Annotated in this window: 24 protein-coding genes (1 of these 24 only partly in view); 10 read left to right on the top strand and 14 right to left on the bottom strand. The window is 39.8% G+C overall.

Translation table 11 applies throughout. The features are described from left to right. Positions 1-118: the start of a tyrosine--tRNA ligase gene (gene tyrS / locus AC0L3Y_RS07725; RefSeq protein WP_473470272.1), read on the bottom strand. 1,187 nt of this gene lie to the left of the window's left edge; only the first 118 of its 1,305 coding nucleotides appear in the window; it begins with the start codon at positions 116-118; its stop codon lies off the left edge, out of view. Positions 119-224: 106 nt separating this feature from the next. On the opposite strand from tyrS, the gene AC0L3Y_RS07720 reads away from it, so the two are divergent. Beyond that, positions 225-1,631, top strand: coding sequence for a peptidoglycan DD-metalloendopeptidase family protein (locus tag AC0L3Y_RS07720; protein ID WP_473470270.1), 1,407 nt, complete (start codon positions 225-227; stop codon positions 1,629-1,631). Between the two features lie 57 nt (positions 1,632-1,688). Here the strand turns inward: AC0L3Y_RS07720 and trxA are convergent, their stop codons facing one another. From trxA to lptM, 6 genes are all read right to left on the bottom strand, one after another. Continuing rightward, positions 1,689-2,015 (bottom strand): thioredoxin TrxA, encoded by a 327-nt coding sequence (gene trxA, locus AC0L3Y_RS07715; RefSeq protein ID WP_473470268.1) that lies wholly within the window; start codon positions 2,013-2,015, stop codon positions 1,689-1,691. Positions 2,016-2,121: 106 nt separating this feature from the next. Next, positions 2,122-2,835, bottom strand: coding sequence for an HAD family hydrolase (locus tag AC0L3Y_RS07710; protein ID WP_473470267.1), 714 nt, complete (start codon positions 2,833-2,835; stop codon positions 2,122-2,124). After that, entirely contained in the window at positions 2,832-3,497 is a 666-nt protein-coding gene (locus AC0L3Y_RS07705; protein WP_473470266.1) for a DUF484 family protein, read from the bottom strand. Before AC0L3Y_RS07705 ends, AC0L3Y_RS07710 begins: the two co-directional genes overlap by 4 nt. Positions 3,498-3,504: 7 nt before the next feature. Next, positions 3,505-4,335: a diaminopimelate epimerase gene (gene dapF, locus AC0L3Y_RS07700; protein WP_473470265.1), complete on the bottom strand. Its 831-nt coding sequence runs from the start codon at positions 4,333-4,335 to the stop codon at positions 3,505-3,507. Positions 4,336-4,345: 10 nt separating this feature from the next. Beyond that, positions 4,346-5,596, bottom strand: a complete 1,251-nt coding sequence (gene lysA / locus AC0L3Y_RS07695) for a diaminopimelate decarboxylase (protein ID WP_473470264.1) — start codon at positions 5,594-5,596, stop codon at positions 4,346-4,348. Between the two features lie 14 nt (positions 5,597-5,610). Further along, a complete protein-coding gene (gene lptM / locus AC0L3Y_RS07690; RefSeq protein WP_473470263.1) occupies positions 5,611-5,727 on the bottom strand; it encodes an LPS translocon maturation chaperone LptM in 117 nt (38 codons plus the stop codon). Positions 5,728-5,936: 209 nt separating this feature from the next. On the opposite strand from lptM, the gene AC0L3Y_RS07685 reads away from it, so the two are divergent. After that, complete coding sequence (locus AC0L3Y_RS07685) at positions 5,937-6,560, top strand: hypothetical protein (protein WP_473470262.1); 624 nt, start codon at positions 5,937-5,939, stop codon at positions 6,558-6,560. 112 nt (positions 6,561-6,672) lie between these two features. Here AC0L3Y_RS07685 and argH read toward each other — a convergent pair whose 3' ends face one another. Further along, on the bottom strand, positions 6,673-8,079 hold the full coding sequence (gene argH / locus AC0L3Y_RS07680) for an argininosuccinate lyase (RefSeq protein WP_473470261.1): 1,407 nt from the start codon (positions 8,077-8,079) through the stop codon (positions 6,673-6,675). 168 nt (positions 8,080-8,247) lie between these two features. On the opposite strand from argH, the gene hemC reads away from it, so the two are divergent. The 4 genes from hemC to AC0L3Y_RS07660 are packed head-to-tail and all read left to right on the top strand — an operon-like array spanning position 8,248 to position 12,446. Further along, positions 8,248-9,171: a hydroxymethylbilane synthase gene (gene hemC / locus AC0L3Y_RS07675; RefSeq protein ID WP_473470260.1), complete on the top strand. Its 924-nt coding sequence runs from the start codon at positions 8,248-8,250 to the stop codon at positions 9,169-9,171. A gap of 29 nt (positions 9,172-9,200) precedes the next feature. Next, positions 9,201-9,953 carry a uroporphyrinogen-III synthase gene (locus tag AC0L3Y_RS07670; RefSeq protein WP_473470259.1) on the top strand — a complete coding sequence of 251 codons (753 nt, stop codon included), beginning with the start codon at positions 9,201-9,203 and terminating at the stop codon, positions 9,951-9,953. 1 nt (position 9,954) lies between these two features. After that, entirely contained in the window at positions 9,955-11,220 is a 1,266-nt protein-coding gene (locus tag AC0L3Y_RS07665) for a uroporphyrinogen-III C-methyltransferase (RefSeq protein ID WP_473470258.1), read from the top strand. After that, on the top strand, positions 11,217-12,446 hold the full coding sequence (locus AC0L3Y_RS07660) for a heme biosynthesis HemY N-terminal domain-containing protein (protein WP_473470257.1): 1,230 nt from the start codon (positions 11,217-11,219) through the stop codon (positions 12,444-12,446). The genes AC0L3Y_RS07665 and AC0L3Y_RS07660 overlap by 4 nt, the downstream gene beginning before the upstream one ends. Before the next feature lie 84 nt (positions 12,447-12,530). Here AC0L3Y_RS07660 and AC0L3Y_RS07655 read toward each other — a convergent pair whose 3' ends face one another. The 3 genes from AC0L3Y_RS07655 to AC0L3Y_RS07645 form a co-directional block, all read right to left on the bottom strand. Next, positions 12,531-14,078 carry a methyl-accepting chemotaxis protein gene (locus AC0L3Y_RS07655; RefSeq protein ID WP_473470256.1) on the bottom strand — a complete coding sequence of 516 codons (1,548 nt, stop codon included), beginning with the start codon at positions 14,076-14,078 and terminating at the stop codon, positions 12,531-12,533. Between the two features lie 140 nt (positions 14,079-14,218). Further along, complete coding sequence (locus AC0L3Y_RS07650) at positions 14,219-15,127, bottom strand: hypothetical protein (RefSeq protein ID WP_473470255.1); 909 nt, start codon at positions 15,125-15,127, stop codon at positions 14,219-14,221. 51 nt (positions 15,128-15,178) lie between these two features. After that, a complete protein-coding gene (locus AC0L3Y_RS07645; protein WP_473470254.1) occupies positions 15,179-15,364 on the bottom strand; it encodes a hypothetical protein in 186 nt (61 codons plus the stop codon). Positions 15,365-15,454: 90 nt separating this feature from the next. Between AC0L3Y_RS07645 and yaaA the strand changes: the two genes are divergently transcribed. Continuing rightward, positions 15,455-16,237, top strand: a complete 783-nt coding sequence (gene yaaA / locus AC0L3Y_RS07640) for a peroxide stress protein YaaA (RefSeq protein ID WP_473470252.1) — start codon at positions 15,455-15,457, stop codon at positions 16,235-16,237. A 97-nt stretch (positions 16,238-16,334) separates the two neighbouring features. Here yaaA and prmC read toward each other — a convergent pair whose 3' ends face one another. The 3 genes from prmC to hemA are packed head-to-tail and all read right to left on the bottom strand — an operon-like array spanning position 16,335 to position 19,581. Continuing rightward, positions 16,335-17,180, bottom strand: coding sequence for a peptide chain release factor N(5)-glutamine methyltransferase (prmC, locus tag AC0L3Y_RS07635; protein ID WP_473470251.1), 846 nt, complete (start codon positions 17,178-17,180; stop codon positions 16,335-16,337). Positions 17,181-17,220: 40 nt separating this feature from the next. Next, the gene (prfA, locus tag AC0L3Y_RS07630; protein ID WP_473470250.1) at positions 17,221-18,309 is read right to left on the bottom strand and encodes a peptide chain release factor 1; all 1,089 of its coding nucleotides are present in this window, start codon (positions 18,307-18,309) and stop codon (positions 17,221-17,223) included. A gap of 3 nt (positions 18,310-18,312) precedes the next feature. Beyond that, positions 18,313-19,581 (bottom strand): glutamyl-tRNA reductase, encoded by a 1,269-nt coding sequence (hemA, locus tag AC0L3Y_RS07625; RefSeq protein ID WP_473470249.1) that lies wholly within the window; start codon positions 19,579-19,581, stop codon positions 18,313-18,315. Between the two features lie 223 nt (positions 19,582-19,804). On the opposite strand from hemA, the gene AC0L3Y_RS07620 reads away from it, so the two are divergent. From AC0L3Y_RS07620 to ispE, 3 genes are read left to right on the top strand one after another with little or no spacing between them, the layout of a single operon-like run. Next, positions 19,805-21,571, top strand: a complete 1,767-nt coding sequence (locus tag AC0L3Y_RS07620; protein ID WP_473470248.1) for a tetratricopeptide repeat protein — start codon at positions 19,805-19,807, stop codon at positions 21,569-21,571. Positions 21,572-21,585: 14 nt separating this feature from the next. Then, positions 21,586-22,164 carry a lipoprotein insertase outer membrane protein LolB gene (lolB, locus tag AC0L3Y_RS07615; protein WP_473470247.1) on the top strand — a complete coding sequence of 193 codons (579 nt, stop codon included), beginning with the start codon at positions 21,586-21,588 and terminating at the stop codon, positions 22,162-22,164. Further along, the gene (gene ispE, locus AC0L3Y_RS07610; RefSeq protein WP_473470246.1) at positions 22,149-23,024 is read left to right on the top strand and encodes a 4-(cytidine 5'-diphospho)-2-C-methyl-D-erythritol kinase; all 876 of its coding nucleotides are present in this window, start codon (positions 22,149-22,151) and stop codon (positions 23,022-23,024) included. The genes lolB and ispE overlap by 16 nt, the downstream gene beginning before the upstream one ends. Positions 23,025-23,027 lie beyond the last annotated feature (3 nt).

Below are 23,027 nucleotides of genomic sequence, written 5' to 3'. Positions count from 1 at the left end.
AATAAAGTGTACGACTTCCATCTTCTAGATGTTTTTTTAGCTCATCTTCCGCCGTCATTTGGGCAATAAGTCCACGAGCTTGCAAGTCATTTAAAAGGTCTTTACTGCTTACAGTCATTATTTTGATCCAATCCTGATTAGTTTATCTTAGTTAAGCATTCAATTATAAAAGTAATGTTGGTAGGATTATACGGCTTTATTAAAGATTTTTTTGGATACGCATTTTGACAAAGTTACTACCGACAAAACATTTACTCCTAATAGCTGCTGTGAGTGCGTTCCTCGCCATAGTACTTATTGCATTCCCGGAAGAAGAAACCGATAACACAAACACTATTTCACTTGAAGCAAGCTTTGAGGTCATTGAGCCGTCTGAATTAATGTATCAAGACCTACAAAAGTTAACACCTAAGAGCAATACGATAGCATCAACGACTCTTTTTCCAAATATAATCACTTCAACTTACGACGTACCAACGCCTGACGCATTAGTCAAAAAAAATAGCCCTCCAACATATAAAGACCTCACGGCAACTGTTGCACCAGGCGATTCATTATCCAAGGTTCTAACAAATAAAGGCATTTCAGCACAAGACATCTATAAAGTCTCATTGGCAGACAAAAAACAAAAAACACTTTTACAAATGAAACCAGGGCAAACACTCAATTTCACTGTGAATGAAGTTTCTGGCGAACTCACTCAGCTCACTCTTGTATTGAATCGATTGGAAAGCGTTACTTTTAAAAGAAACGATCAGACATTTGATCGAGAAGACATTGTCAGAACACCAGAAATAATTCAGACCTACAAAGAAGCAGAGATAAACAGCTCCCTCTTTGTTGATGGGTTAAAGTCAGGAATTGATCAACCACTCCTCATTGAACTCGCAAATATTTTTGGCTGGGATATCGATTTCGCACTAGATATACGTAAAGGTGACAGTCTTAGCGTCTTATATGAAGAAAAATTTCTTGATGGTGAAAAAATTGGACACGGTAACATTATCGCCGCCCAATTCATCAACAACGGGCGTACTTTTCAAGCTATACGATATCAAACAAAGAAAGGGGCTAATTACTACACACCTGACGGCTTAGCTATGCGCAAAGCATTTATACGCACCCCTGTTGACTTCACCCGAATTTCATCTAAGTTCAATCCAAATAGATTGCATCCAATTTTCAAAACTAGCAAACCTCATAGAGGCGTAGATTACGCAGCAGCCACAGGCACACCAGTAAAAGCAGCAGGTGACGGGAAAATATCTTTTGCAGGCAAACAAAATGGTTATGGTAATGTCGTTATTATCGACCACGGAAGAGGTTATCAGACTCTTTATGCGCACTTAAATGGCTTTGCAAGAAGCACTAAACGCGGCGCAAGAGTACAACAAGGTAAAATTATCGCTTACGTAGGGCAAACAGGATGGGCCACAGGGCCACACCTGCACTATGAGTTTAGAATAAACGGCACACATAAAAACCCAGTTACAGTAAAACTGCCAAATGACGACCCAATGCCTAAAGCAGACCTTAAAAAATATCTCCCTTATGCGAAAGAAATTGTCGCGACATTAGCAAGTTCACAGTCTCCAGCTTTTGCACAAAAGTTTGCATCACTTAAGAATTAACATAAAAAAAGCAGCCATTTGGCTGCTTTTTTTATAACAACGACGTCTAATTTTAAATTAGATAGCGCCGTTAACAAACTCTACTAGTTGAGATTTAGAAACCGCGCCAACCTTAGTTGCGACAACCTCACCACCTTTAACAACCAACAAAGTAGGAATACCACGAACATTATACTTAGGTGCCGTTTCCTGGTTTTCATCAACGTTAAGCTTAACCACTTTCACTTTCCCAGCGTATTCTGCTGCAACGTCTTCCAATACTGGAGCTATCATTTTACATGGACCACACCAAGGAGCCCAAAAATCAACGATCACTGGAATATCTGAATTTAGCACTTCTTCTGCAAATTGAGCATCAGTGATTTGGATTGTATTCTCACTCATAACAAGTTCCTTCAAAATCTGTTTCTAGGTAATTAATATGATTAAGTGTACCACTAAATGATTTGGGTAAAAATGCGTTATTATTAATTAGGCTGATAGGAAAGCACTATATTATTAAGGAACGAATCGCTGTTGGCAGCTCTAATATAGAGTGTATCTCGGCATTTGAGCGTGCACCCCACTCATAGTCCCAACGTCTAGCACCATGACGGTTAAACCAAATACTTTTAGCTCCTGCATTTGAAGCACCAAACACATCATCAACAGGATGATCTCCAATATGGATGATCTCGGAAATATCCATTTGCGCTGTTTTTGCTGCTGCAGAAAAAACACTAACATCAGGCTTTGCCACACCCAATTGATCAGCTCGAATAGCAAAATCAAAATATTGCCCCAAACCGACATAAGGATGAAATACATCAGCGTTACCATTAGTAATAACCGCCAATGAATAGTCCTGATTTAACTCTTCTAGCACATCAACAACATGAGGAAAAAGATCGACTTTTTGTCGCCACTCACAGAAATGAGCCAACGCTGATTCAGCAACCAAATCCCCTTCCTCTGACGGTAATCCAAATTTCTTCAACGCAAGTTTATACACTTCCAAACGTAAGGCGGTAAGATTAAAAGCAATATCGGGCAATCGATTCAATACAACTCTTTTCAACTCTTCCTGAACCTCTATTGGGTATTGCTGAACAAAGCCCGGAAACCTTTCTTCAAACCATGATTCCATCGCATATTCTGCACGAACAATGACGGGGGAAACATCCCATAAGGTATTATCCAAATCAAAAGTAACAAGAACACTCATGGCTGCAATCTCAATAACATAGCGCTTAATAAATCAGCAATATGCTGAAGAAACATAGTGCCTTTTTCTTTATCAAAGGCTGATTTACTTTCAGCACCTAACACCAGCACCCCACATTTTTTGACATCGCCACCAGCTCGGGACAAAAGCGGCAAAACAGCAACAGAACCTATAGAATCTGCATCAGTGGAAAAAAGATATTGCATTTCATTGGCTGGTAGCATGCCACAAAAACACTCAGAGAAACCTGAAGCATGGGATAAAAACACATCGTCTTCAGTTAAAATATGGGACCTAACCGCACTAGCCGAATACTCTCCGTAGAAGATTAAAGCATGGTGAGACACATCAAAATCGTCTCTCACCATATCACCCACAACCACAGCGAAATCGTCCAAGGATTCACAATTCAAACCAGCAATCACTAACCTTCGGCTTTTTTGCAGCGTCGATTCATTTTCACGAGCAACATCAACTAAACGCTCAAATTGGCCACGATATTCTGCTGTCGTTTTTCTCAAAAGGGTTACTTGATACTCAAGCAACGAAACCACTTTTCCACTAACAGGATGAGGAAGCGTTAGACTCTCTAACAAATCAGTATGACGAACAAAAAAGTCCGGCGTTTTTGACAAATATTGAATCACTTCCTCTTCGCTCATAATGCCTCTATAGGTAAATTTGACCTTCAAATACTTTTTCCGCAGGACCTGTCATAAGAATAGGTGAACCTTCACCTTGCCATTCAATATGCAAATCGCCACCACGTAAATGCGCCGTCACTTTTGGAGACAGCCAGCCGTTTTTAATGCCTGCAACAACTGCAGCACAAGCCCCCGTCCCGCAAGCTTGAGTCTCACCAACACCACGTTCAAATACACGCAAATTAATTTCTGTCGGATTAACAACTTGCATAAAACCAACATTAACGTTTCTGGGAAAACGTTCATGACACTCAATAAGAGCACCAACATTTGTTACTTGTTCATCAACAAGCTGATCAACCTTGATAACCGCATGAGGATTACCAACCGACACAGGTGTCATTAAATAGTTTTCTGTTCCGGCAGAGATACTATAAAGAGAGTCAGAAGCATCTGCCGTAAAAGGCAAGTCTTTAGGCTCGAAACTTGGCATCCCCATATCTACAGTAACCAAACCGCTATCTAATACACGCAACTGAATTGCACCGCGTTTTGTTTCCACATCAATGATATGTTTGTTTGTTAAACCTCTATCAAGTACAAACTTGGCGAAACAACGAGCACCATTTCCACAATGCTCAACTTCACTGCCATCAGAATTATAGATACGATAGCGAAAATCCATATCAGGATTTGACGGTGTCTCAACCACAAGAAGCTGGTCAAAACCGATCCCCCAGTTACGATCACTCAATCGCTCAATTTGCTGCTTGTTAAAAAACACTTTTCGAGAAACCGCATCGACAACAACAAAGTCGTTCCCAAGCCCATGCATTTTAGTAAATTTCAATAACACAATGCGCTCCTTAGCTTGGCAAAATTTGCTCACCAGCTAATTGATGCTCAATCGTCTCACGAGCACGAATTAAATAAGTATGGTCGCCATCCACCATAACCTCTGCTGCACGATTACGGCTATTGTAGTTGGATGACATGGTAAAACCATAAGCCCCAGCAGAACGAACCGCTAATAAATCACCCGCCTGAATATCAAGTTCACGGTCTTTACCTAAGAAATCACCGGTCTCACAGATCGGCCCTACTAGGTCATAACTGCGTTTCCCTTCAGGTGTTGGCAATAAGGAAACAGGAACAATATTCATCCAAGCACTGTATAAAGAAGGGCGGATTAAATCATTCATCGCTCCGTCAATAATGGCAAAGTTCTTGTGTGGGGCACATTTTAAAAACTCAACTTGCGTTAATAAAATTCCTGCATTAGCAGCAATTGAACGACCTGGCTCAAATGCTAACGTAACATCTAAGCCTTTAACTTTATCTAATAACAGCTCAGCATAATCTGCGGGTGATGGCGGAACTTCATCACGGTAACGAACCCCCAACCCCCCCAGATCGAGGTGCTTAATTTTAATACCAACCTCAGCCAACTGATCAACTAAACCGATTAACCGATCAAATGTATCAAGAAAAGGCTTAAGCTCTGTTAATTGTGAGCCAATATGGCAATCCACCCCCATCACATTCAAATTAGGAAGGTTATGAGCTATTTGATAAATACGAACGGCATCTTTAATATCGATACCGAATTTATTTTCTTTCAAACCCGTAGAAATATAAGGATGAGTTTTAGCATCAACATCTGGATTAACACGTAGAGACACAGGCGCAACTTTACCCATTTCACCAGCAACTTGATCTAGACGATACAGCTCTGCTTCGGACTCCACGTTAAAGCAGTGAATACCAACTTCTAAAGCACGACGCATCTCAACTGCTTGTTTTCCTAAACCAGAAAACATCACTTTCGAAGGATCACCGCCCGCCTTCAATACACGCTCCAATTCACCAAGAGACACAATATCAAAACCGGAACCTAAACGAGCCAATACATTAAGAATCGCAATATTGGAGCACGCCTTTACCGCATAACAAATTAATGTAGGGTGAGATGCAAAAGCATCTGCATAGGCTTTATAATGACGCTCTAGTGTGGCACGAGAATAAACATAACAAGGCGTACCATACTGATTTGCAACGTCGGCTAAAGAAACATCCTCTGCATGCAGAGTCTGATTAGAATAATTAAAAAAGTCCAAAAGGGGATCCTCAGTTATAAAGACGATTCTTCTTGCTCAATACCAGCATCATTCGGCAAATAAAGAGCACCTTTATTACCACAAGCTATTAAAAACACAGCTAAAACACATACTGAAAGCAATTTAAACATCGTCTTCTCTCTATTTTTTGATTCCCAGAGTATACCTTGCAGCCAGTTCGTTTCCCAACCCCAGCACCACAATAACGTGGATATTCCTTAGTTAAAAATAGAAATCCCTTTATTGCTTGAATTTGCTATATTCATCACAAGCTATTGCTATATGTACTACGAATTGAAAGAACACCTTTTACTTCTTCAGATGAGATTCAAAAAAATTAATGATAAAAAAGATTGCTCCATGGATTACTGCTCTTTTAGTTGCCACATCAATACACATTTTGATTATTGAAATATCAGAAAACCAACATTGGTTTGATACAACATCACCTCCATCCAGTTTTTCTTTGTTTTTATTACCAGACACAAGCACCAATCAAAATCAGAAGACATCTGGTAATTCAGTAAGCCAACAAGATGTTATTTTTAACAGGCCTACAAACGAATTACCGTCTGTAGACGACTTTTTACAAGAAGGCCAACTTATAATCGAGTCAGACCTCTACTCGCTAGGCTCATCGGGACCCTATCTAGAGAATACGAAATCAAACTTATTAGACCTATCAAACATCACAACCCAACCTTATGAGAATAATGAAATACTAGAAGGAGTTTTCTCTAAGGAACTTAGAGACAAAATTGCAGTGTCGCAAACTGCTCAGCAAGAATATTTAAAAGGACAGATAAAAGAAGTCGAGTACCCAATTACAGAAGGAGCTGACGGCACTCGTTATGTGAACATCAAAGGTGTCTGCTGGCGCATGCCAAACCCAGGTAGTGAGGAAGTATGGGCTGTAGTCGTTTCTGGCTGTAATGGTCAAAAAAATCATTTAATTTTGAATTAAACATCAGCCCTAGTCTGTTCTTAGGTGAAGGCTCACCATTTTCGACAGACCAATAGCTCTAAGAAAAACGACGAACAAGTCGCCGTTTTTCTTAGAGGAACATAACTACATATTAAGCTAAACGATCACGCAACTCAGCTTTTGCTCGCTCTACCGCTTTTAGAACCTGAGCAGGAGCTGTACCACCGATATGATTACGAGCAGCAACAGACCCTTCTAGTGTCAGCACATCAAAGACATCACCTTGAATCATAGAGCCAAATGACTGCAATTCTTCTAGCGTCATTTCAGACAAATCCTTGCCCTCTTTCACGCCATAACCGACCGCTTTACCAACCACTTCATGGGCGTCACGGAATGCAACACCTTGACGAACCAAGTAATCTGCCAAATCCGTTGCTGTAGAAAAACCGCGACGAGCCGCTTCATACATATGTTCTTTGCGAGATTCGATAGCAGGAATTATATCGGCAAAAGCACGCAATGACCCTTTTAAGGTATCAACCGTGTCAAACAAAGGCTCTTTATCTTCTTGGTTGTCCTTGTTGTAAGCCAAGCACTGAGATTTCATCAATGTTAATAAGCCCATCAAATGCCCATAAACTCGACCTGTCTTACCACGCACTAATTCAGGTACATCAGGATTTTTCTTCTGCGGCATAATGGAAGAGCCTGTACAGAAGCGATCAGGCAAATAGATGAAATTAAATTGAGCCGATGCCCACATCACCATTTCTTCTGCCCAACGAGACATGTGCATCATGATGATCGACGCTGCTGAAGTGAATTCAATGGCAAAATCACGATCGCTTACGGAATCTAAAGAGTTATAAGTTGGACGTTCAAAACCAAGCAATTCCGCCGTCATATTACGATCGATTGGGTAAGTGGTTCCGGCAAGCGCAGCGGCACCAAGAGGTAAAATATTAATACGCTTACGGCAATCGACCAAACGTTCATAATCCCGCTGCATCATTTCATACCAAGCCATCAGATGATGACCAAAGGTCACAGGCTGTGCCGTTTGCAAATGCGTAAAACCTGGCATAATGGTATTGGCTTCTTTTTCAGCCAAACTCAAAATACCTTGTTGAAGGCGGGTCACTTCTTCAAGAAGAAAATCCACTTCATCGCGCATATATAAACGAATGTCTGTCGCCACTTGATCATTACGAGAACGACCGGTATGAAGCTTTTTACCTGTGATACCAATTTTTTGTGTAAGACGGGCTTCAATATTCATGTGCACATCTTCAAGTTCAATCGACCATTCAAACTCGCCACGGACGATTTCTTCTTCGATTTCATTTAATCCCTGAATAATCTGATCTCGTTCCTCTTCTGTCAAAACACCCACACTGGCTAGCATTTTCCCATGGGCAATAGAGCCTTGAATGTCTTGTTTTGCCATACGTTGATCAAACTCAACGGAAGCAGTAAAGCGTGCAACAAAAGCGTCAACAGGTTCAGAAAAGCGGCCACCCCATTGCTGGTTAGTGGTTTTATTAGTATCAGTCATTCAATTGGTTCCTACACAAAGTTCAATCAGGTGCCAAGAGTACCTTAAGCGCCTTTACTTATAAAGCTCAGAAGGATGACGCTTCTACTTGTAACGAGTATCATGGATGATTAATAACAATGAAGAATTCTATACATTCTTCTAACAACTTTATTCTTGGGAGATAATGTGAAAAACAAAATTGTGATTGCCACCCGTGAAAGCCAATTAGCCCTTTGGCAAGCCAATAACGTGAAAGCCCAATTAGAATCCCTATACCCAAACCTTAATGTTGAATTACTTGGAATGACAACTAAAGGCGATCAAATTCTAGATTCGCCATTATCAAAAATTGGCGGTAAAGGCCTGTTTGTCAAAGAACTTGAAACCGCGCTCATGGATGGTCGAGCTGATATCGCCGTACATTCAATGAAAGATGTCCCCATGGCGTTTCCAGAAGGTTTAGGCCTTGCTGTTATTTGTGAACGAGAAGATCCAACCGACGCTTTTGTATCAAACGATTTCAACTCCGTCGATGACCTACCTGCTGGCAGCATTGTAGGCACATCCAGTTTACGCCGTTCTTGTCAGCTTCGTATGAACCGTCCGGATCTAGTAATTAAAGATCTTAGAGGTAATGTAAATACTCGCTTGCGTAAATTGGATGACGGTGAATACGATGCCATTATTCTTGCAACAGCAGGGTTGATACGCCTTGAAATGCAAGACAGAATCCGTCAAAGAATTTCAGCTGAAGAGAGCTTACCCGCAGGTGGTCAAGGTGCCATGGGCATTGAATGTCGTTCTGATGATATGCAGACAATTGAAATGCTAATCCCTCTACAACATGAAGAGACAGCCATTAGAGTAACTGCCGAGCGCGCCGTTAACGAGCGCCTGAACGGCGGTTGCCAAGCGCCTATCGCTTGTTTTGCAATACTGGAAGACGAAACTGTTTGGTTAAGAGGTTTAGTCGGTAGCCCTGACGGAAAAACCATGATCCAAAGCGAAATCTATGGTCACAAAGATGACGCTAAATCGCTTGGTGTACAGCTAGCAGACGATTTAATCGCGCGTGGTGCTAACACAATTTTAGAAGCAATCTATCAATAACTTAAGCTATAAACAGCTGAGAAAAAACAGTGCAAAATTGTCATATTCTTATAACTAGGCCAGAGCCAGAAAATACAATCAGTTGTGAACGCCTTAAATCCTTGGGCGCTCACCCTATTGCATTACCTATGTTAAAAATCAAAGCCATAAATGGCGTTGAAGAGAAGGCAGTAATTCGTTCACAAATATTTAATATCGACGAATTTAATTATGTGATTTTTGTTAGTAAAAATGCCGCGAGGCTTGCTTGCGATTGGTTGGATGCTTGCTGGCCCATGCTACCGGTTGGTATTAATTGGATAGGCATAGGGCAAGGAACAACACAAACTTTATTGGATGAAGGGGTTCCTGCCTTATCAAATCCAGGCAATACAACAGAAGCCTTACTAAATTGGCTTAAGCCGGTAAAAATGACAGGTCAAAAAGTACTGATTGTTCGCGGGTTAGGCGGGCGAACCGAACTAGGAGATAAACTTAAGGAGAAAGGTGCAAAAATCAGCTATCTTTCTCTTTATGAAAGAAAAAAACCAAAATATCACGCTCAAACTTTTTTCATGTTGCCCGATGTCAATTTAATATGGGTAACTAGTGGCGAAAATTTGAGTAATCTTTCAGAATACGTTTCTCAGTATAAGCCTGAATGGAAAACACTTCCGATACTAACTCCAAGTCTCAGAGTGAATCAGCAAGCAAAAGAAATGGGTTGGGTAAATGCCTCATGCGCAAATGGCGCCGACGATAACAGCTTGATCAAAGCGACGGAATTTCACACAGGAAAATAGAATGACAGAGAATAACAAGCAAGAAACTTCAGACGTTGTCGACAATAAAACTACGCAAGTGACAAATACGTCTGATAATCAATCTGATCAATCTAAACAATCACCGTCGCAAAAAGAAAATGTGTCAAAAAAATCACAGACACAAACAAAATTATTTATTTCCGCTTCATTCGGTTTATCCGTTATTGCTCTTGCAACAAGCGGATGGCTATATTATCAAAGCATGCAAAACTCTTCTGCCCAAGATATTGCTAAAATAGAAAATCAACAGAGTAATCTGGATAGAAAGATAAGTGCGAACACACTTAATCAAGCCCAGCTGAAAACTATGGTTGAGGAAATAAAAAACGCAGATAAAACCACCCAAGAAGAGCAGAAACAGCAGATCACGACTCAACAAAACCGCCAAGATAAAAAGTTACTTTCTCTGGAAGCGAAACTCAATCGACTTGATAACACCACGAAAGAAGATTGGAAGTTAGCAGAAGCCGAATATCTCATTCGTTTAGCAAACCAGCGCCTATTACTTGAGTCCGATAGCAATGGCGCTGTAACATTATTAAACAATGCAGACGATATTCTAAATGAATTACAGGACCCTATCGTTTTTGCAACACGTAAAGCTTTAGCCAAAGACATCCAAGCATTAGGCTCTATTCGTTCATTTGATCTAGAAGGTGCTTATTTAAAATTAAATGCTTTATATGAAAGTGTACCAAGCCTTCCACAAAGAGAGCCATCAAAAGAGTGGCAAGCAAACACAACTCCCACAACACCCGTAGATGACTCAACAACAGGTAAGATTGAATCTACCTTTAAAAGTTTTTGGCAATCGATTCGCTCTCTTGTCGTCATTAACTATGATCACAAACCGATTAAAGCCTTACTTCCACCAGCAGATTACCAAGAACTCATTACAGGTTTACATCTTCAATTAGACATAGCTCAGGTTGCACTTATAAAAGGTGAACCCATGATCTATCAACAAGCCTTGTCTAGAGTAGGCAATGCCATTACTGAGAATTTTGATACTCAAGCAAATGAGGTTGTTTCATTTCTAGCAAACCTCACAACAATGCAGCAACTCAATCCTTCTCCTGATTTCCCCCTACCAAGAGACTCATTGATAGCCATGAAGTCGCTAATGAAAGATTGGAATAGCCGCGGACTAAATACGTCAGAGGAATCTTTATCCATAGACACTGAAAATACTAACGCACCAGAAGAAAATGATACGTCTAAAACAAATACAGGAGATAACACATGAGAAAGCTCCTTTTCTTACTTGTTATCATGATGGCAGTTGGTGGTGTTTTAGGGCTACTCATGCGACAAGATAGTGGTTACGTTTTGGTCGCATATAATGGTGTCACCATTGAAACCAGTTTATGGGTTCTACTCGCCGGTATGGTTGTCGCGCTATTCATAATGAGCTGGGTAAAGCGTATTTTATTTATTGCGTTAAGGCCAAGCAATTCACTAGCAAAAGTAACTGGTAACTTAGCTCAAAAAAGAGCATCTCGAAACACCATCCGCGGTATGCTGGAGTTAGTTGGAGGCAATTGGAATAAAGCAGAAAAACTACTAACAAACAGTGCTGAGAAAGTCCCTTATCCACTCATCAACTATATAAGTGCCGCGTATGCGGCAAGTGAGCAAGACGAACAGGAACGCTCCAAAGCTTTATTACGATCAGCTCACAAATCCACACCAGAAGCAGAATTTGCAATCGGTTTCGCCCAAAGCCAAATTCAAATGAAACAAGGTCATTATGAAAGCGCTCTCGCCTCATTACTACGCTTACAAAAGCTAAAACCTAAGCACAAACAAGTCTTAAAGATGCTCGTCACTGTTTATACAAACCTAAAGGATTGGGATGCTCTTCTAACGCTAACGCCAATACTTAAAAAAGATGGCATATTTGATGTTAACAACATGCTGGAACTAGAGCGCAATGCATTTTTAGCTTTATTGGATAAAATTAAATTCCGTAATAAATTGGGACAAAACAAAAAGGAGTTAGTAAGTGAAGTCGAAAGTTTATGGAACAAACTCGACACCCTATCTCAAGACAATAGAATGTGTTTGTTGTATGCCCAGACCCTTATTAATTTCGGCGACGACCATAAAGCGGAAAGTTTCATTCGACATAGTTTAAATCACAAATGGTCCGACGAACTTATAAGTGAATACGGAAATATTCATCAAGAAAACCCTAAGAAACTATTAGCCAATTGTGAAAATTGGCTAAAGAAAGAACCTGCAAGTGCTAACTTGTATTTAACTTGTGGTCGTTTAAGTCAATTAATGATGTTATGGGGCAAAGCAAAAGACTACTACGAACAAGCCCTCACTTTAGATCCTCAAAGTGAAGCACTTGCGGAACTTAGTCGCTTACTAAAAGCTATGGGTGATACTAAGGCAAGCCAAGAGTTAATGATGATTAGCCTCAATCAAGCCAGCAGTCGATTAAAAAGCCTTCCATTACCCTAATCAGTACATTCTCTTAATATTTTAGTTAGAAAAAAATGCCGTTATAAATAACGGCGTTTTCTTATTCTCTCTTTTCAAACTACTTTACTTAAATCGAACAATTAACTCATGCATATCTTCTGCAACATTCTGCAACGACTTAATGCTCTCACTCGATAGATTAGACTTTTCTGCACTTTCTATCGACAAATCAGAGATGCGCACAACCTGTCGATTAATGTCTTCTGATACATGGGCCTGTTCCTCTACCGCGGTCGACATTTGCATCGCCATATCCGTTATGTTCGAAACAGCATCAACGATATTAACAAACGCACTTTCCATTTCGACAATCTTATCTAAGCCTTCCATGGCATCATCTTTACCTTGCTGTGCGATCGTCACAGAACTTTGCGCACCAGCACGTAAAGTACCTATGATTTTATGAATATCTTGGGTTGACCCTTGCGTTCTTTGAGCAAGTTGGCGAACCTCATCTGCAACAACTGCAAAGCCTCGTCCATACTCTCCTGCCCGAGCAGCTTCAATCGCGGCATTCAATGCCAATAGATTAGTTTGCTCAGCAATTTGATCAATCATCTGTGCAACTTGAGCAATTTCTTCAGAATGATTCGCAAGATCTTGAACCGTATTACTAATATCGTTCACAGTTTCACTTAATTGATGAATAGACTTACGTGTTTCTTGAACCGTTTTTTGACCAGACTCTGCAGACTCTAAAGATGTTTTAGCACTGTCCGCAGTCATTTGAACTTGTTGCGCAACATCATTGATGGTTGTTGTCATTTCTTGCATAGCAGCAGCAACGTCTTGAGTTTCATTCTGCTGGCTGGACATTGCTGTCATCATTTCAAGCGTCAGCTCTAAGCCAACCTTAGATTGTGCGGAGACTTTTAAAGACTCACCTTCAAACCGAGTCAATATCGCATCAATCCTAGACAGTAAACTCTTGATGCCAACATCTAACGTGGCCGTACTCAAAGCCTTATCTGAATAACTAATTCCTGCTAGAGGGTGCAAGAATGATGTTGAAAGCCGCTTTCTTAATACAGCTTGTAAACTATTATGATTCATCCAGAAAAAAACATTCATTAACAAGCTAGCAGCCATTAAAATACCGACACCGTAAAGTAAATCAATACTTCCGGCCACAGCGCTTAATATCAAACCAAATAACGGTAACACTACCTTCCATGACATAAAGGCAACAGGGAAAACACGTTTACCTTCAGTAATTTTTTGATATACCTTTTCAGCTCTCGCAACATCAGCTCTATTAGGAAGGGTTCTAACCGATTCATAACCTATCACCTTCCCTGCTTCCATCACTGGTGTTACATAAGCGTCAACCCAATAATAATCGCCATTTTTACAACGATTTTTCACTAACCCCATCCAAGCTTTACCTTGCTTTAAAGTTTCCCACATAACTTGAAAAGCTTCTTGAGGCATATCTGGATGACGAACAATATTATGAGGACTACCAATTAACTCATTTTTCCGATAGCCACTAATCTCAATAAAAGCATCATTACAATGAACTATATTTCCATCTAAATCTGTTGTTGAAACTAGCTTAACATCTTGTTCAAACGTTTTTTCTTGATCTGTAACAGGTGTATTTTTTCGCATGAAATACTATCCCTAGGCAATTTAGCGAAGATATGAATTTATAATAAATAAGAAAATTTTATAAACTATAACTTAATAATATCTTTTAATATTATTTTTTTAGGATTTTATAAACTATAACTTAATAATATCTTTTAATATTATTTTTTTAGGATTTTATTAAGAAACCGAGTCAACACTGGCAGCAAATAGGTTGGAATTTGCAAAGCACCAGCTAAAGGTAAAAAAGCCGGTCCCAATAGCGCACCCGCTATACTATAGGTTAATAAGACATTCCTATTACCAGAAGTAATAGCAGCGGTTAATGCGATGGCTTTCCCTTTTTTTCTATACACAAGAAAAGACAAAGCAAAAAATAATGAACACAATCCGGTAGCAACTAAAAAATAATTCAAAGCCACCATAGGGTCTTGATCAAAAAGAACTCTGAAACTTCCTACTAGCCCAAAAGGAAAAGCAAAAACCAACAAAATCGTATAAGGAGCAATTTTCACTAAAAATCGATTTAATGACTCTTCAGGTAAGAAGTAATGTACTAAAAAGGAAAACAACATAGGACCAAAGATAAAAATTACTAGACGAAGCAAATAACTTACCCAATCTAAATCTACCTGTTCAGTTTGATAAAACACCAATGCAATACAAATCGCAACAGGCAAACATAAGGTTGTTGAAATCGTCATTGCCATGGCTTGTACACTATCAAACCCTAATGCTCGAACTATGGCTGGGGTTGCAAATAAAGATCCAGTTCCAGCAACGGCCACAACGGCCAACAAAAGATCATCATTAAATGACAACCATCTCCCAAGAAGGCTGACTATCCCCATAAAAACAATCGAATGGAAAAAGGTATAACCCCAAATCGCTCGACTGCTTAAGCGTTTAATGAGTTCATTTTGCTTCATACCCAATAAGGTCAATGTCATCAAACTAAAAAGCACAATGGATAAGAAAGGAAACAGAGCCAGGGATAATGTAGGAAGTAAAAAACCTAATATGGCAAAAAGAAACATAAACAGAAGAGAGTGACGCACAAAAAACAACATAGGGCTAACACCTTAAAGAGGCAGCCCAAAGTAAAAAAAATACTTATCTAATTACTTTTTTGAGCTGCAATACATTTTATTATTTTCAGGTAATTCAGCCATTTCAAGCGGCCAACCGATACGGGCTCGATCAAATGCCTTACGAAGCGCCTTTAATTCATCACTCGGTTCAAGCATTTCAGATCTAGGTTCATTACGCTGACGAGACTTAGGGAATGGTATCAGATTATTCTTCATAAATTATCTCTATTAAAGCATTGTCTGGATATCTATCGGCACTCTATGGATAATCTTTAACAAAGCCATAATCATGCAAATGGAATACTTATGAAATTTTTAATCTCTCCAGCAAAAACACTGGATTTAACATCCAAACCAAACAACAGCAATTTCAGTCTACCTGAAATGCTTAATGACTCCCAAGAACTCATTGATACAATTAAACCTTACACGCCAGCTGACATTGCTACATTAATGAAACTCAGTGACAAACTAGCAACGTTAAATGTGTCACGCTATCAGGAATGGCAAAAAGAGCACACGTCATCAAATAGCCGCCCTGCTATTTATACTTTTATGGGCGATGTTTACACTGGCTTAGACGCCTATTCACTAAGTGGTGACGATATAAATTATGCACAAGATTCGCTTCGAATTCTTAGTGGGCTATACGGTCTTCTAAAACCCTTAGATTTAATGCAAGCCTATCGCTTGGAAATGGGCACTAGACTGAATAATAAGCGAGGCAGTAACTTATATCAGTTTTGGGGAGACATTATTGTCGACAAAATTAATGACTCATTACGGAAAGATGAGTTACTCATTAATCTAGCGTCTAATGAATATTTTAAAGCAGTTAATAAGAAAAAGCTTAAATCAACATTGATCACACCCAACTTTCTTGATGAGAAAAACGGTCAGTTCAAAGTAATTAGCTTTTATGCAAAGAAAGCACGTGGCTTAATGGCTCGATATTTGATTGAAAACCGATGCCAAACATTGGAAGAGGTGAAATCATTCAACTTGGCCGGATATCGTTACGACCCTCAACAATCAACAGAAACCGCTCCGGTATTTATTCGTCCAGAGCATGCGCAACCGAAGAAATAACAATATTTAGAAAATCCATTGGAATAAATTCAGGAATATAATTAAAAGAATTAATACTTTTATATTCCTGAATCCCCCAAACTGTCATCAGGTCATGCTACTGACACCAACGACCAACTGTAACTCGGTCATTATTTCCCAAGTCCTGAAAGCTCTCAATCTGGTCAAAACCGACGCAATTTAAACGATCTCTAACTGCCTCTGCTTGATCGTAACCATGTTCAAATACCAAATAAGCATTTTTTTTCATAAAACGAGGGGCCGTCTTGATGATGTGCTCTATATCCGCTAAACCATGATTCCCTGCAACCAAAGCACTTTTTGGTTCGAATCGCACATCGCCTCGAGACAGATGTTCGTCATCAGGGTCAATATAAGGTGGATTAGAAACAATAAAATCAAATAATTCAGTACCTTCTAATGCATCAAACCAACTACTCTGTTTAAACACCACATTGTTAAGTTGACTTTTTTTAGCGTTTCTTTGAGCAAGTAAAACAGCCCCATCAATTAGATCTATGCCAACAACGCTTGATTCAGGGAGTTCTGATGCTAGAGCCAAAGCAATCGCGCCAGTTCCTGTACCAAGATCCAGAATATGATTTACCTTTTGATTCTCATCAACAAGAGACAAGACAACCTCCACCAGCCTCTCTGTATCAGCACGAGGAATTAAAGTACAAGGCGCCACCTCCAAATCCAAAGTCCAAAACGCTTGATATCCTATCAAATAAGCAACAGGTTCGCCCTGCTCTCGGCGCTTCAATAGCGCATTGAACATATCAATATGCTCTGCATCGACGTATTTTTCCGGCCAAGTATAAAAATAAGATGTGGAAACCAACAATACATGGGCAAGTAAAAGTTGAGCATCAAGCTGTGCAGTATCTGAAACAAAAGTAAGGCGCTTTATAGCGCCTTTTAATAACTCATCAATTTGCATACGAGATAATTGCCTTATTTGAAGAAGAGTCCATTAATAGTTAATTATCACCACTAAGTGCTGCAAGCTGCTCAGCTTGAAACTCGTTAACTAATGGATTAATCAAGACATCTAAATCACCAGTAACAATCTCATCCAATTTATACAAGGTCAAATTGATACGATGATCTGTTACACGCCCTTGAGGGTAATTATAAGTTCGAATTCGTTCTGATCGATCTCCACTTCCCACCAAAGATTTGCGCGCTTCAGACTGCTCACTAGCCGCTTTTTCTTGTTCAGCCGCCAATAGGCGAGACGCCAATAAAGACATCGCTTTTGCACGGTTCTTATGCTGTGATCGCTCTTCCTGGCATTCAACAACAACCCCTGTTGGGATGTGCGTAAGACGAATCGCAGAGTCTGTTTTATTTACGTGCTGACCACCGGCACCAGAGGCTCGAAAAGTATCGACACGCAAATCACCTTTATTAATGATGATGTCATCGACTTCATCCATTTCAGGCATAACCGCAACAGTACAAGCTGATGTATGGATACGTCCTTGAGACTCTGTAGCGGGCACGCGTTGAACCCGATGAGCCCCTGATTCAAATTTTAGTTTTGAATAAGCACCATCACCAACAATTCGAGCGATCACTTCTTTGTAACCACCGTGCTCACCTTCGTTCGCACTTACGATTTCAACTTTCCAACGCTGAGCCTCGGCATAGCGAGAATACATTCGGAATAAATCACCAGAAAAAATTGAGGCTTCGTCGCCGCCGGTACCTGCACGCACCTCTAAAAAGACGTTTTTAGAGTCGTTAGGATCTTTCGGTAAAAGCAGCTTCTGAAGAACTAACTGAAGCTCTTCTTTTTGGGCTTGACCTGCTTTATATTCTTCAACACCCATTTCTTTTATGTCTGGATCTGAATCTGTCATCATCAGCTCAGCTTCAGCGATGTTTTCATCGATTTGCTGAAACTCATTAAAACATTTAACTACTGGCTCAAGTTCAGCGTACTCTTTTGAATAAGAACGAAATAAGTCTTGATCCATGATGACTTCCGCTACACCTAATAGAGCGGCCAATTCATCATAACGATCAGATAAGCTTTCTAATTTTAACTTAATGGATTTTTTCATTTTTTAATTATCTTTTTCTTCGTAAATGCCCAATACGTTAGAGGCAATAGTGAGTGCATCTTGATCTGCATCCGCGCCCGCATCACGTAAATAGCGAGTTGGAGAATGAATAAGTTTATTCATTAAGCCGTGAGCTAATTTATTAACAACTTGCTCTGGCGATTGTCCCATTTCAAGACCTTTGAGTGCTTTTTCTAATTCAGTATTCTTAACAGCTTCAGCAGATTGTCTAAAGGTGATAATAAGGTCAGATACTTTTCTCGATTCAATCGCTCGACGATAGGAGTCGACCCCTTCCTCTATCATTTGCTCTGCCGCTTTCGCAGCATCTTGCCTTGCTCTTACATTTTCTTCAATAACTGAATGCAGATCATCAACAGTATAAAGATAAGCATCTTTAACATCTTCTACTTCAGGTTCAATATCACGAGGTACTGCAATATCAATAAGTAACATGGGTGAATGACGACGCTGAGACGTCGCTCGCTCCACCATGCCTTTTCCAATAATAGGTAGCTGGCTAGCCGTTGAAGAAATAACAATGTCGGCTTGCGGTAAATAGTCTCCGATTTCGCCCAGCATAATCGCTTCAGCATTTAACTCATTCGCTAAAGCTTCAGCCCTTGTTAGTGTTCTGTTGGCCACAATAATACGCTTAACACCATTTTCCTTAAGGTGTCTCGCTACCAGTTCAATGGTTTGTCCTGCACCAATCAACAAAGCGGTGCTGTTTTTAATATCGGCAAAAATACGTTGCGCTAAACTAACAGCAGCAAAAGCAATGGAAACCGGATTTTCACCAATTGCCGTATCCGTTCGTACACGTTTGGCAACAGAAAAGGCACGCTGAAATAAAGACTCTAATTCAGGACCTAGGCATGAACCTTCTTGAGAAACTGCATAAGCCGATTTTACTTGCCCTAAAATTTGAGGTTCGCCTAAAATCAAAGAATCTAAACCAGAAGCCACTCTCATCACATGACGAACACTGTCATCATCACAGTGTGTATAACAATATTGTTGAAGGTCTAGTTGATCAATTCCATGGTATTGACCAAGCCATTCAATAATACCATCCGCCTTACTAAAATCTTCTACAGAACAATAAAGCTCAGTGCGATTGCAAGTAGATACAATCACCGCTTCATTGGCTTTTTGTGCAGAGATTAGAGATGACAAGGCGTCTATCATCTTCTCAGGGGCAAAAGCCACACGCTCACGTATCGAAACTGGCGCGGTTTTATGATTTACACCTACAGTAATTAGTGGCATTCAGGGCTCTTCTCAAGAATCGAGATTTTAAGACAACGGCAGGAAGAAACAAGGTTTCAACATAACGTCTTTACATAAAGAGGACACATTATACGAGAAATTCGCTTTTTTTCGCACCCCATCTTACCAATAAATGTAATAGGATTAGTTTATAGTTAAGACTGACATCAAGAGCAGCCCACGTTACCATAAGGCTATTATGAATTTCGTACAGAGAAAGCACATGCCTCGTCATTTGAGTCGAGTACAAAAAATGCTCACACCACAATTATACAATAAAGGCATTTTAGCGTTTTTTGCCATTGTCAGCTTACCTTTTTTAACCGCGTGTAGTCAGAATACCATTCAATCAGCCCCTTCTTATTCAAGTGCAAATACAAACTCAACTAAAATAAGCTCACACAGTTATGTGGAAGAATTACTAAACGCAGAATTTGTCTTACAAAGAAAGGGCCCAAATGAAGCATTTGAGCCTTTTTATGAACTGGCTAGTAAATCGAAAAATACAGACCTTATAGAAAGAATGGTTCATATCGCCATTGCGACTCAAAATGATACCTACGTAGAAAGAAGTACCAATTTATGGCTCGCTATTGAACCTGCATCAGAATCAGCTTATTCATTAAAGTTTCAGGTTTTAATTAAGACTCAACGGCCAGAGGAAACTGCGACGTTATTAACAAATGCAGACCGACACAATGTACCTTTACGCTTCCTGCCAACGTACCTTGAAAACAATCTGCAGAATAATGAACATCTTGAAACGATAGCTAACGCAATTTCTAAGTTACCTCCAGAAACAAAAAACGACCAATACGTGCAACTTAGTAACGCACACCTTTTATTTTTATCGGGCCAATATCAAGCTGCTATCAACACATCTAAACAGCTTCTAGCTAAAGACAATACAGAAAAAAGTGAAGCTTTATATATCATTCTGGCTTTGAGTCAGAAAAAACTAGAATCAATAGAAAATGCCATAGACACGTTGTTGGTCGCATCAGAAGCGTTCCCTGACAACACCAGAATATTGACTCCTCTTATCAACTTCTTCGTAGAGAACAAACAAATTACACAAGCTAAAGCCGCTTACAAAAAGGCAAGCTTAGACACTACTGACCACTTACAAGTAGGCATCAACTTTATGCGTGTTTTGTTAGAATACAAACACCCACAGCAAACATTAGAAGTGGTTAACACCTTACCTGAGGAAAAGCTTGGCTTACTTGATCAAATTCAATACTTAACCGCCATTGCTCTTGCTCAATTAGACAAAAAGCCTGAAGCCATCAATATGATGAATCAAGTTGAAGGCGCTTTACGTAATAACGCGACTCATAAAATAGTGGTTTGGCTCTATGATGAGAACAAAGAAAATAACATCAATGGGATAGTGTTAAATCGAACTCTCAGAGAAGATATGCCAGAACAAGTAAACTTTATCAGCCTTTTGCACGAAGAAAAAGGCAACCTTAACTTGTCCTACGATCTTGTATCTCGTGCATGTAAAGCACTCCCTGAATCGGATGTATTACGCTACAGAAAAGCATTGCTTGCTGAAACATTAGGAAATTGGAAAACAACAGAAATAGAATTAAAAAAACTATTACAAAAAGACCCAGAGAACCCTCAATATCTGAATGCTCTAGGTTACACGCTTTTGACTCGTACTAAACGCATCGACGAAGCAATGGGATACATCGAATCCGCGTATGAAAGAACAGAGGACGACCCAGCCATTATTGACAGTTTAGGTTGGGGGCACTTTATGAAAGGAGAGCTAGAGCAAGCCACTTATTTCTTAAAAAAAGCATGGTCTATTCTACCTGATGCTGAAATCGCAGCCCATTATGGAGAGTCTCTTTGGAAACAACGTCATTATGTTGAAGCAATCGAGATTTGGAAAACAGCTTTAACGACATCACCCAACACACCACTTTTACTTGATACAATAAAACGGCTTTCACCTTCTTTGCTTGAAGCACAATAACAGGACATGACTCCATGAATTATCGCGCATTTTCGATCATTACATTTACTTTACTTCTAAGCGCATGTAGCACGAAACCAACAGGACCAATCATACCACCACCGTCAAGTGTGGATGCCATATCAAAATGGGAAACATCCGGTAGAGTTGGTATTCGCACACCTGATGACGCAGTCTCAGGCAACTTTAATTGGCAGAAAGACTCTAAGACCTTTGACCTTTCTATTGTTGGTCCTTTTGGACAAGGCGCCACCAAACTCAACAAAAAAGAAAGTGGATTAGTTACCTTAGCTTATGAAGACAAAATCGTTACTGGCGATGACCCTGCAACGCTTTTACAAGATGAATTAGGTTGGGCGTTTCCTGTTCAACAGGTTACTTATTGGATTCGAGGCTTAGCGTCCCCAAATTCACCAGCTCAAATTACTAAAGAAATAGATTCTGAAACTATCAGTAAAATAGAGCAAGATGGATGGGTTGTTACCTATAATAATTTCACGAAAATAGATGGACTGTCTTTGCCTCAAAAAATGCAAGTCTCCAACCCGCCATTTAGGGTAAATTTGATTATTAACGAATGGGCAATTCAATAACCACAATGCGATTACCTTCTCCTGCAAAACTAAATTTATTTTTACACATCATTGGTCAACGTGAAGATGGTTATCATGAACTACAAACACTCTTCCAATTTATCGATCTATGCGACACACTCGACTTTTCACTAACAAAAAACAATTGCATTACTATTTCGCCAGAAATCAAACATTTGCCAGCCAGAGACAACCTTGTCTATAAAGCGGCCAAGCTCCTTATTCCATTCAAAAGTAATCCTGCATTTGGCGTTGATATTCTTCTAAAAAAACAACTACCTATGGGTGGTGGAATAGGAGGAGGAAGTTCCAATGCAGCAACCACTTTACTGGCTCTAAACATCCTTTGGGAATGCCATTTACCTTTAGAGAAACTGGCTAAATTAGGACTAACATTAGGTGCAGATATTCCCGTTTTTATAATGGGTTTTTCCGCTTTCGCAGAAGGAGTTGGAGAGAAGCTTCAAAGAGTTGAGCCAGATACGCCCTATTTTTTACTTCTAAAGCCCAATTGCCATGTCGCAACTGGTCAAATATTTACCGATAAATATTTGACAAGAGACACCCCTCCCATCAAAATACCGCACGCCTTGAAGCTGGACGGGCATAATGATTGTTTAGACGTAGTTATAAAGCATTATCCAGAGGTAAATGAGGCCTATTTATGGCTCAAAAATCATGGAGATGCCAAATTAACAGGGACGGGTGCTTGCTTGTTCTTAGCATTTGATAATTTACGCGACGCTGAACGAGTAAGGTCCGTTACTCCACAAAAATGGCAAACTTGGGTTTGTCGTGGCTGTAATACTTCTCCAACTCATGATGCACTAAACCAGTGGATTGAGCAAAATAGGGTTTAGTGT

The organism is Marinomonas sp. GJ51-14, from assembly GCF_055808695.1.
Note: the sequence above shows the minus strand (reverse complement) of the source record. Positions and strands in the feature narration are given on the sequence as shown.

Excerpts from the sequence above, each read along its gene's own strand:
- AC0L3Y_RS07665 (WP_473470258.1), top strand. The coding sequence starts at position 9,955 with ATGACAGAGAATAACAAGCAAGAAACTTCAGACGTTGTCGACAATAAA.
- AC0L3Y_RS07645 (WP_473470254.1), bottom strand. The coding sequence starts at position 15,364 with ATGAAGAATAATCTGATACCATTCCCTAAGTCTCGTCAGCGTAATGAA.
- yaaA (WP_473470252.1), top strand. The coding sequence starts at position 15,455 with ATGAAATTTTTAATCTCTCCAGCAAAAACACTGGATTTAACATCCAAA.
- AC0L3Y_RS07660 (WP_473470257.1), top strand. The coding sequence starts at position 11,217 with ATGAGAAAGCTCCTTTTCTTACTTGTTATCATGATGGCAGTTGGTGGT.
- AC0L3Y_RS07705 (WP_473470266.1), bottom strand. The coding sequence starts at position 3,497 with ATGAGCGAAGAGGAAGTGATTCAATATTTGTCAAAAACGCCGGACTTT.
- AC0L3Y_RS07685 (WP_473470262.1), top strand. The coding sequence starts at position 5,937 with ATGATAAAAAAGATTGCTCCATGGATTACTGCTCTTTTAGTTGCCACA.
- AC0L3Y_RS07620 (WP_473470248.1), top strand. The coding sequence starts at position 19,805 with ATGCCTCGTCATTTGAGTCGAGTACAAAAAATGCTCACACCACAATTA.
- ispE (WP_473470246.1), top strand. The coding sequence starts at position 22,149 with ATGGGCAATTCAATAACCACAATGCGATTACCTTCTCCTGCAAAACTA.
- hemA (WP_473470249.1), bottom strand. The coding sequence starts at position 19,581 with ATGCCACTAATTACTGTAGGTGTAAATCATAAAACCGCGCCAGTTTCG.
- AC0L3Y_RS07710 (WP_473470267.1), bottom strand. The coding sequence starts at position 2,835 with ATGAGTGTTCTTGTTACTTTTGATTTGGATAATACCTTATGGGATGTT.
- prfA (WP_473470250.1), bottom strand. The coding sequence starts at position 18,309 with ATGAAAAAATCCATTAAGTTAAAATTAGAAAGCTTATCTGATCGTTAT.
- AC0L3Y_RS07650 (WP_473470255.1), bottom strand. The coding sequence starts at position 15,127 with ATGTTGTTTTTTGTGCGTCACTCTCTTCTGTTTATGTTTCTTTTTGCC.
- lptM (WP_473470263.1), bottom strand. The coding sequence starts at position 5,727 with ATGTTTAAATTGCTTTCAGTATGTGTTTTAGCTGTGTTTTTAATAGCT.
- trxA (WP_473470268.1), bottom strand. The coding sequence starts at position 2,015 with ATGAGTGAGAATACAATCCAAATCACTGATGCTCAATTTGCAGAAGAA.
- AC0L3Y_RS07655 (WP_473470256.1), bottom strand. The coding sequence starts at position 14,078 with ATGCGAAAAAATACACCTGTTACAGATCAAGAAAAAACGTTTGAACAA.
- lolB (WP_473470247.1), top strand. The coding sequence starts at position 21,586 with ATGAATTATCGCGCATTTTCGATCATTACATTTACTTTACTTCTAAGC.
- prmC (WP_473470251.1), bottom strand. The coding sequence starts at position 17,180 with ATGCAAATTGATGAGTTATTAAAAGGCGCTATAAAGCGCCTTACTTTT.
- argH (WP_473470261.1), bottom strand. The coding sequence starts at position 8,079 with ATGACTGATACTAATAAAACCACTAACCAGCAATGGGGTGGCCGCTTT.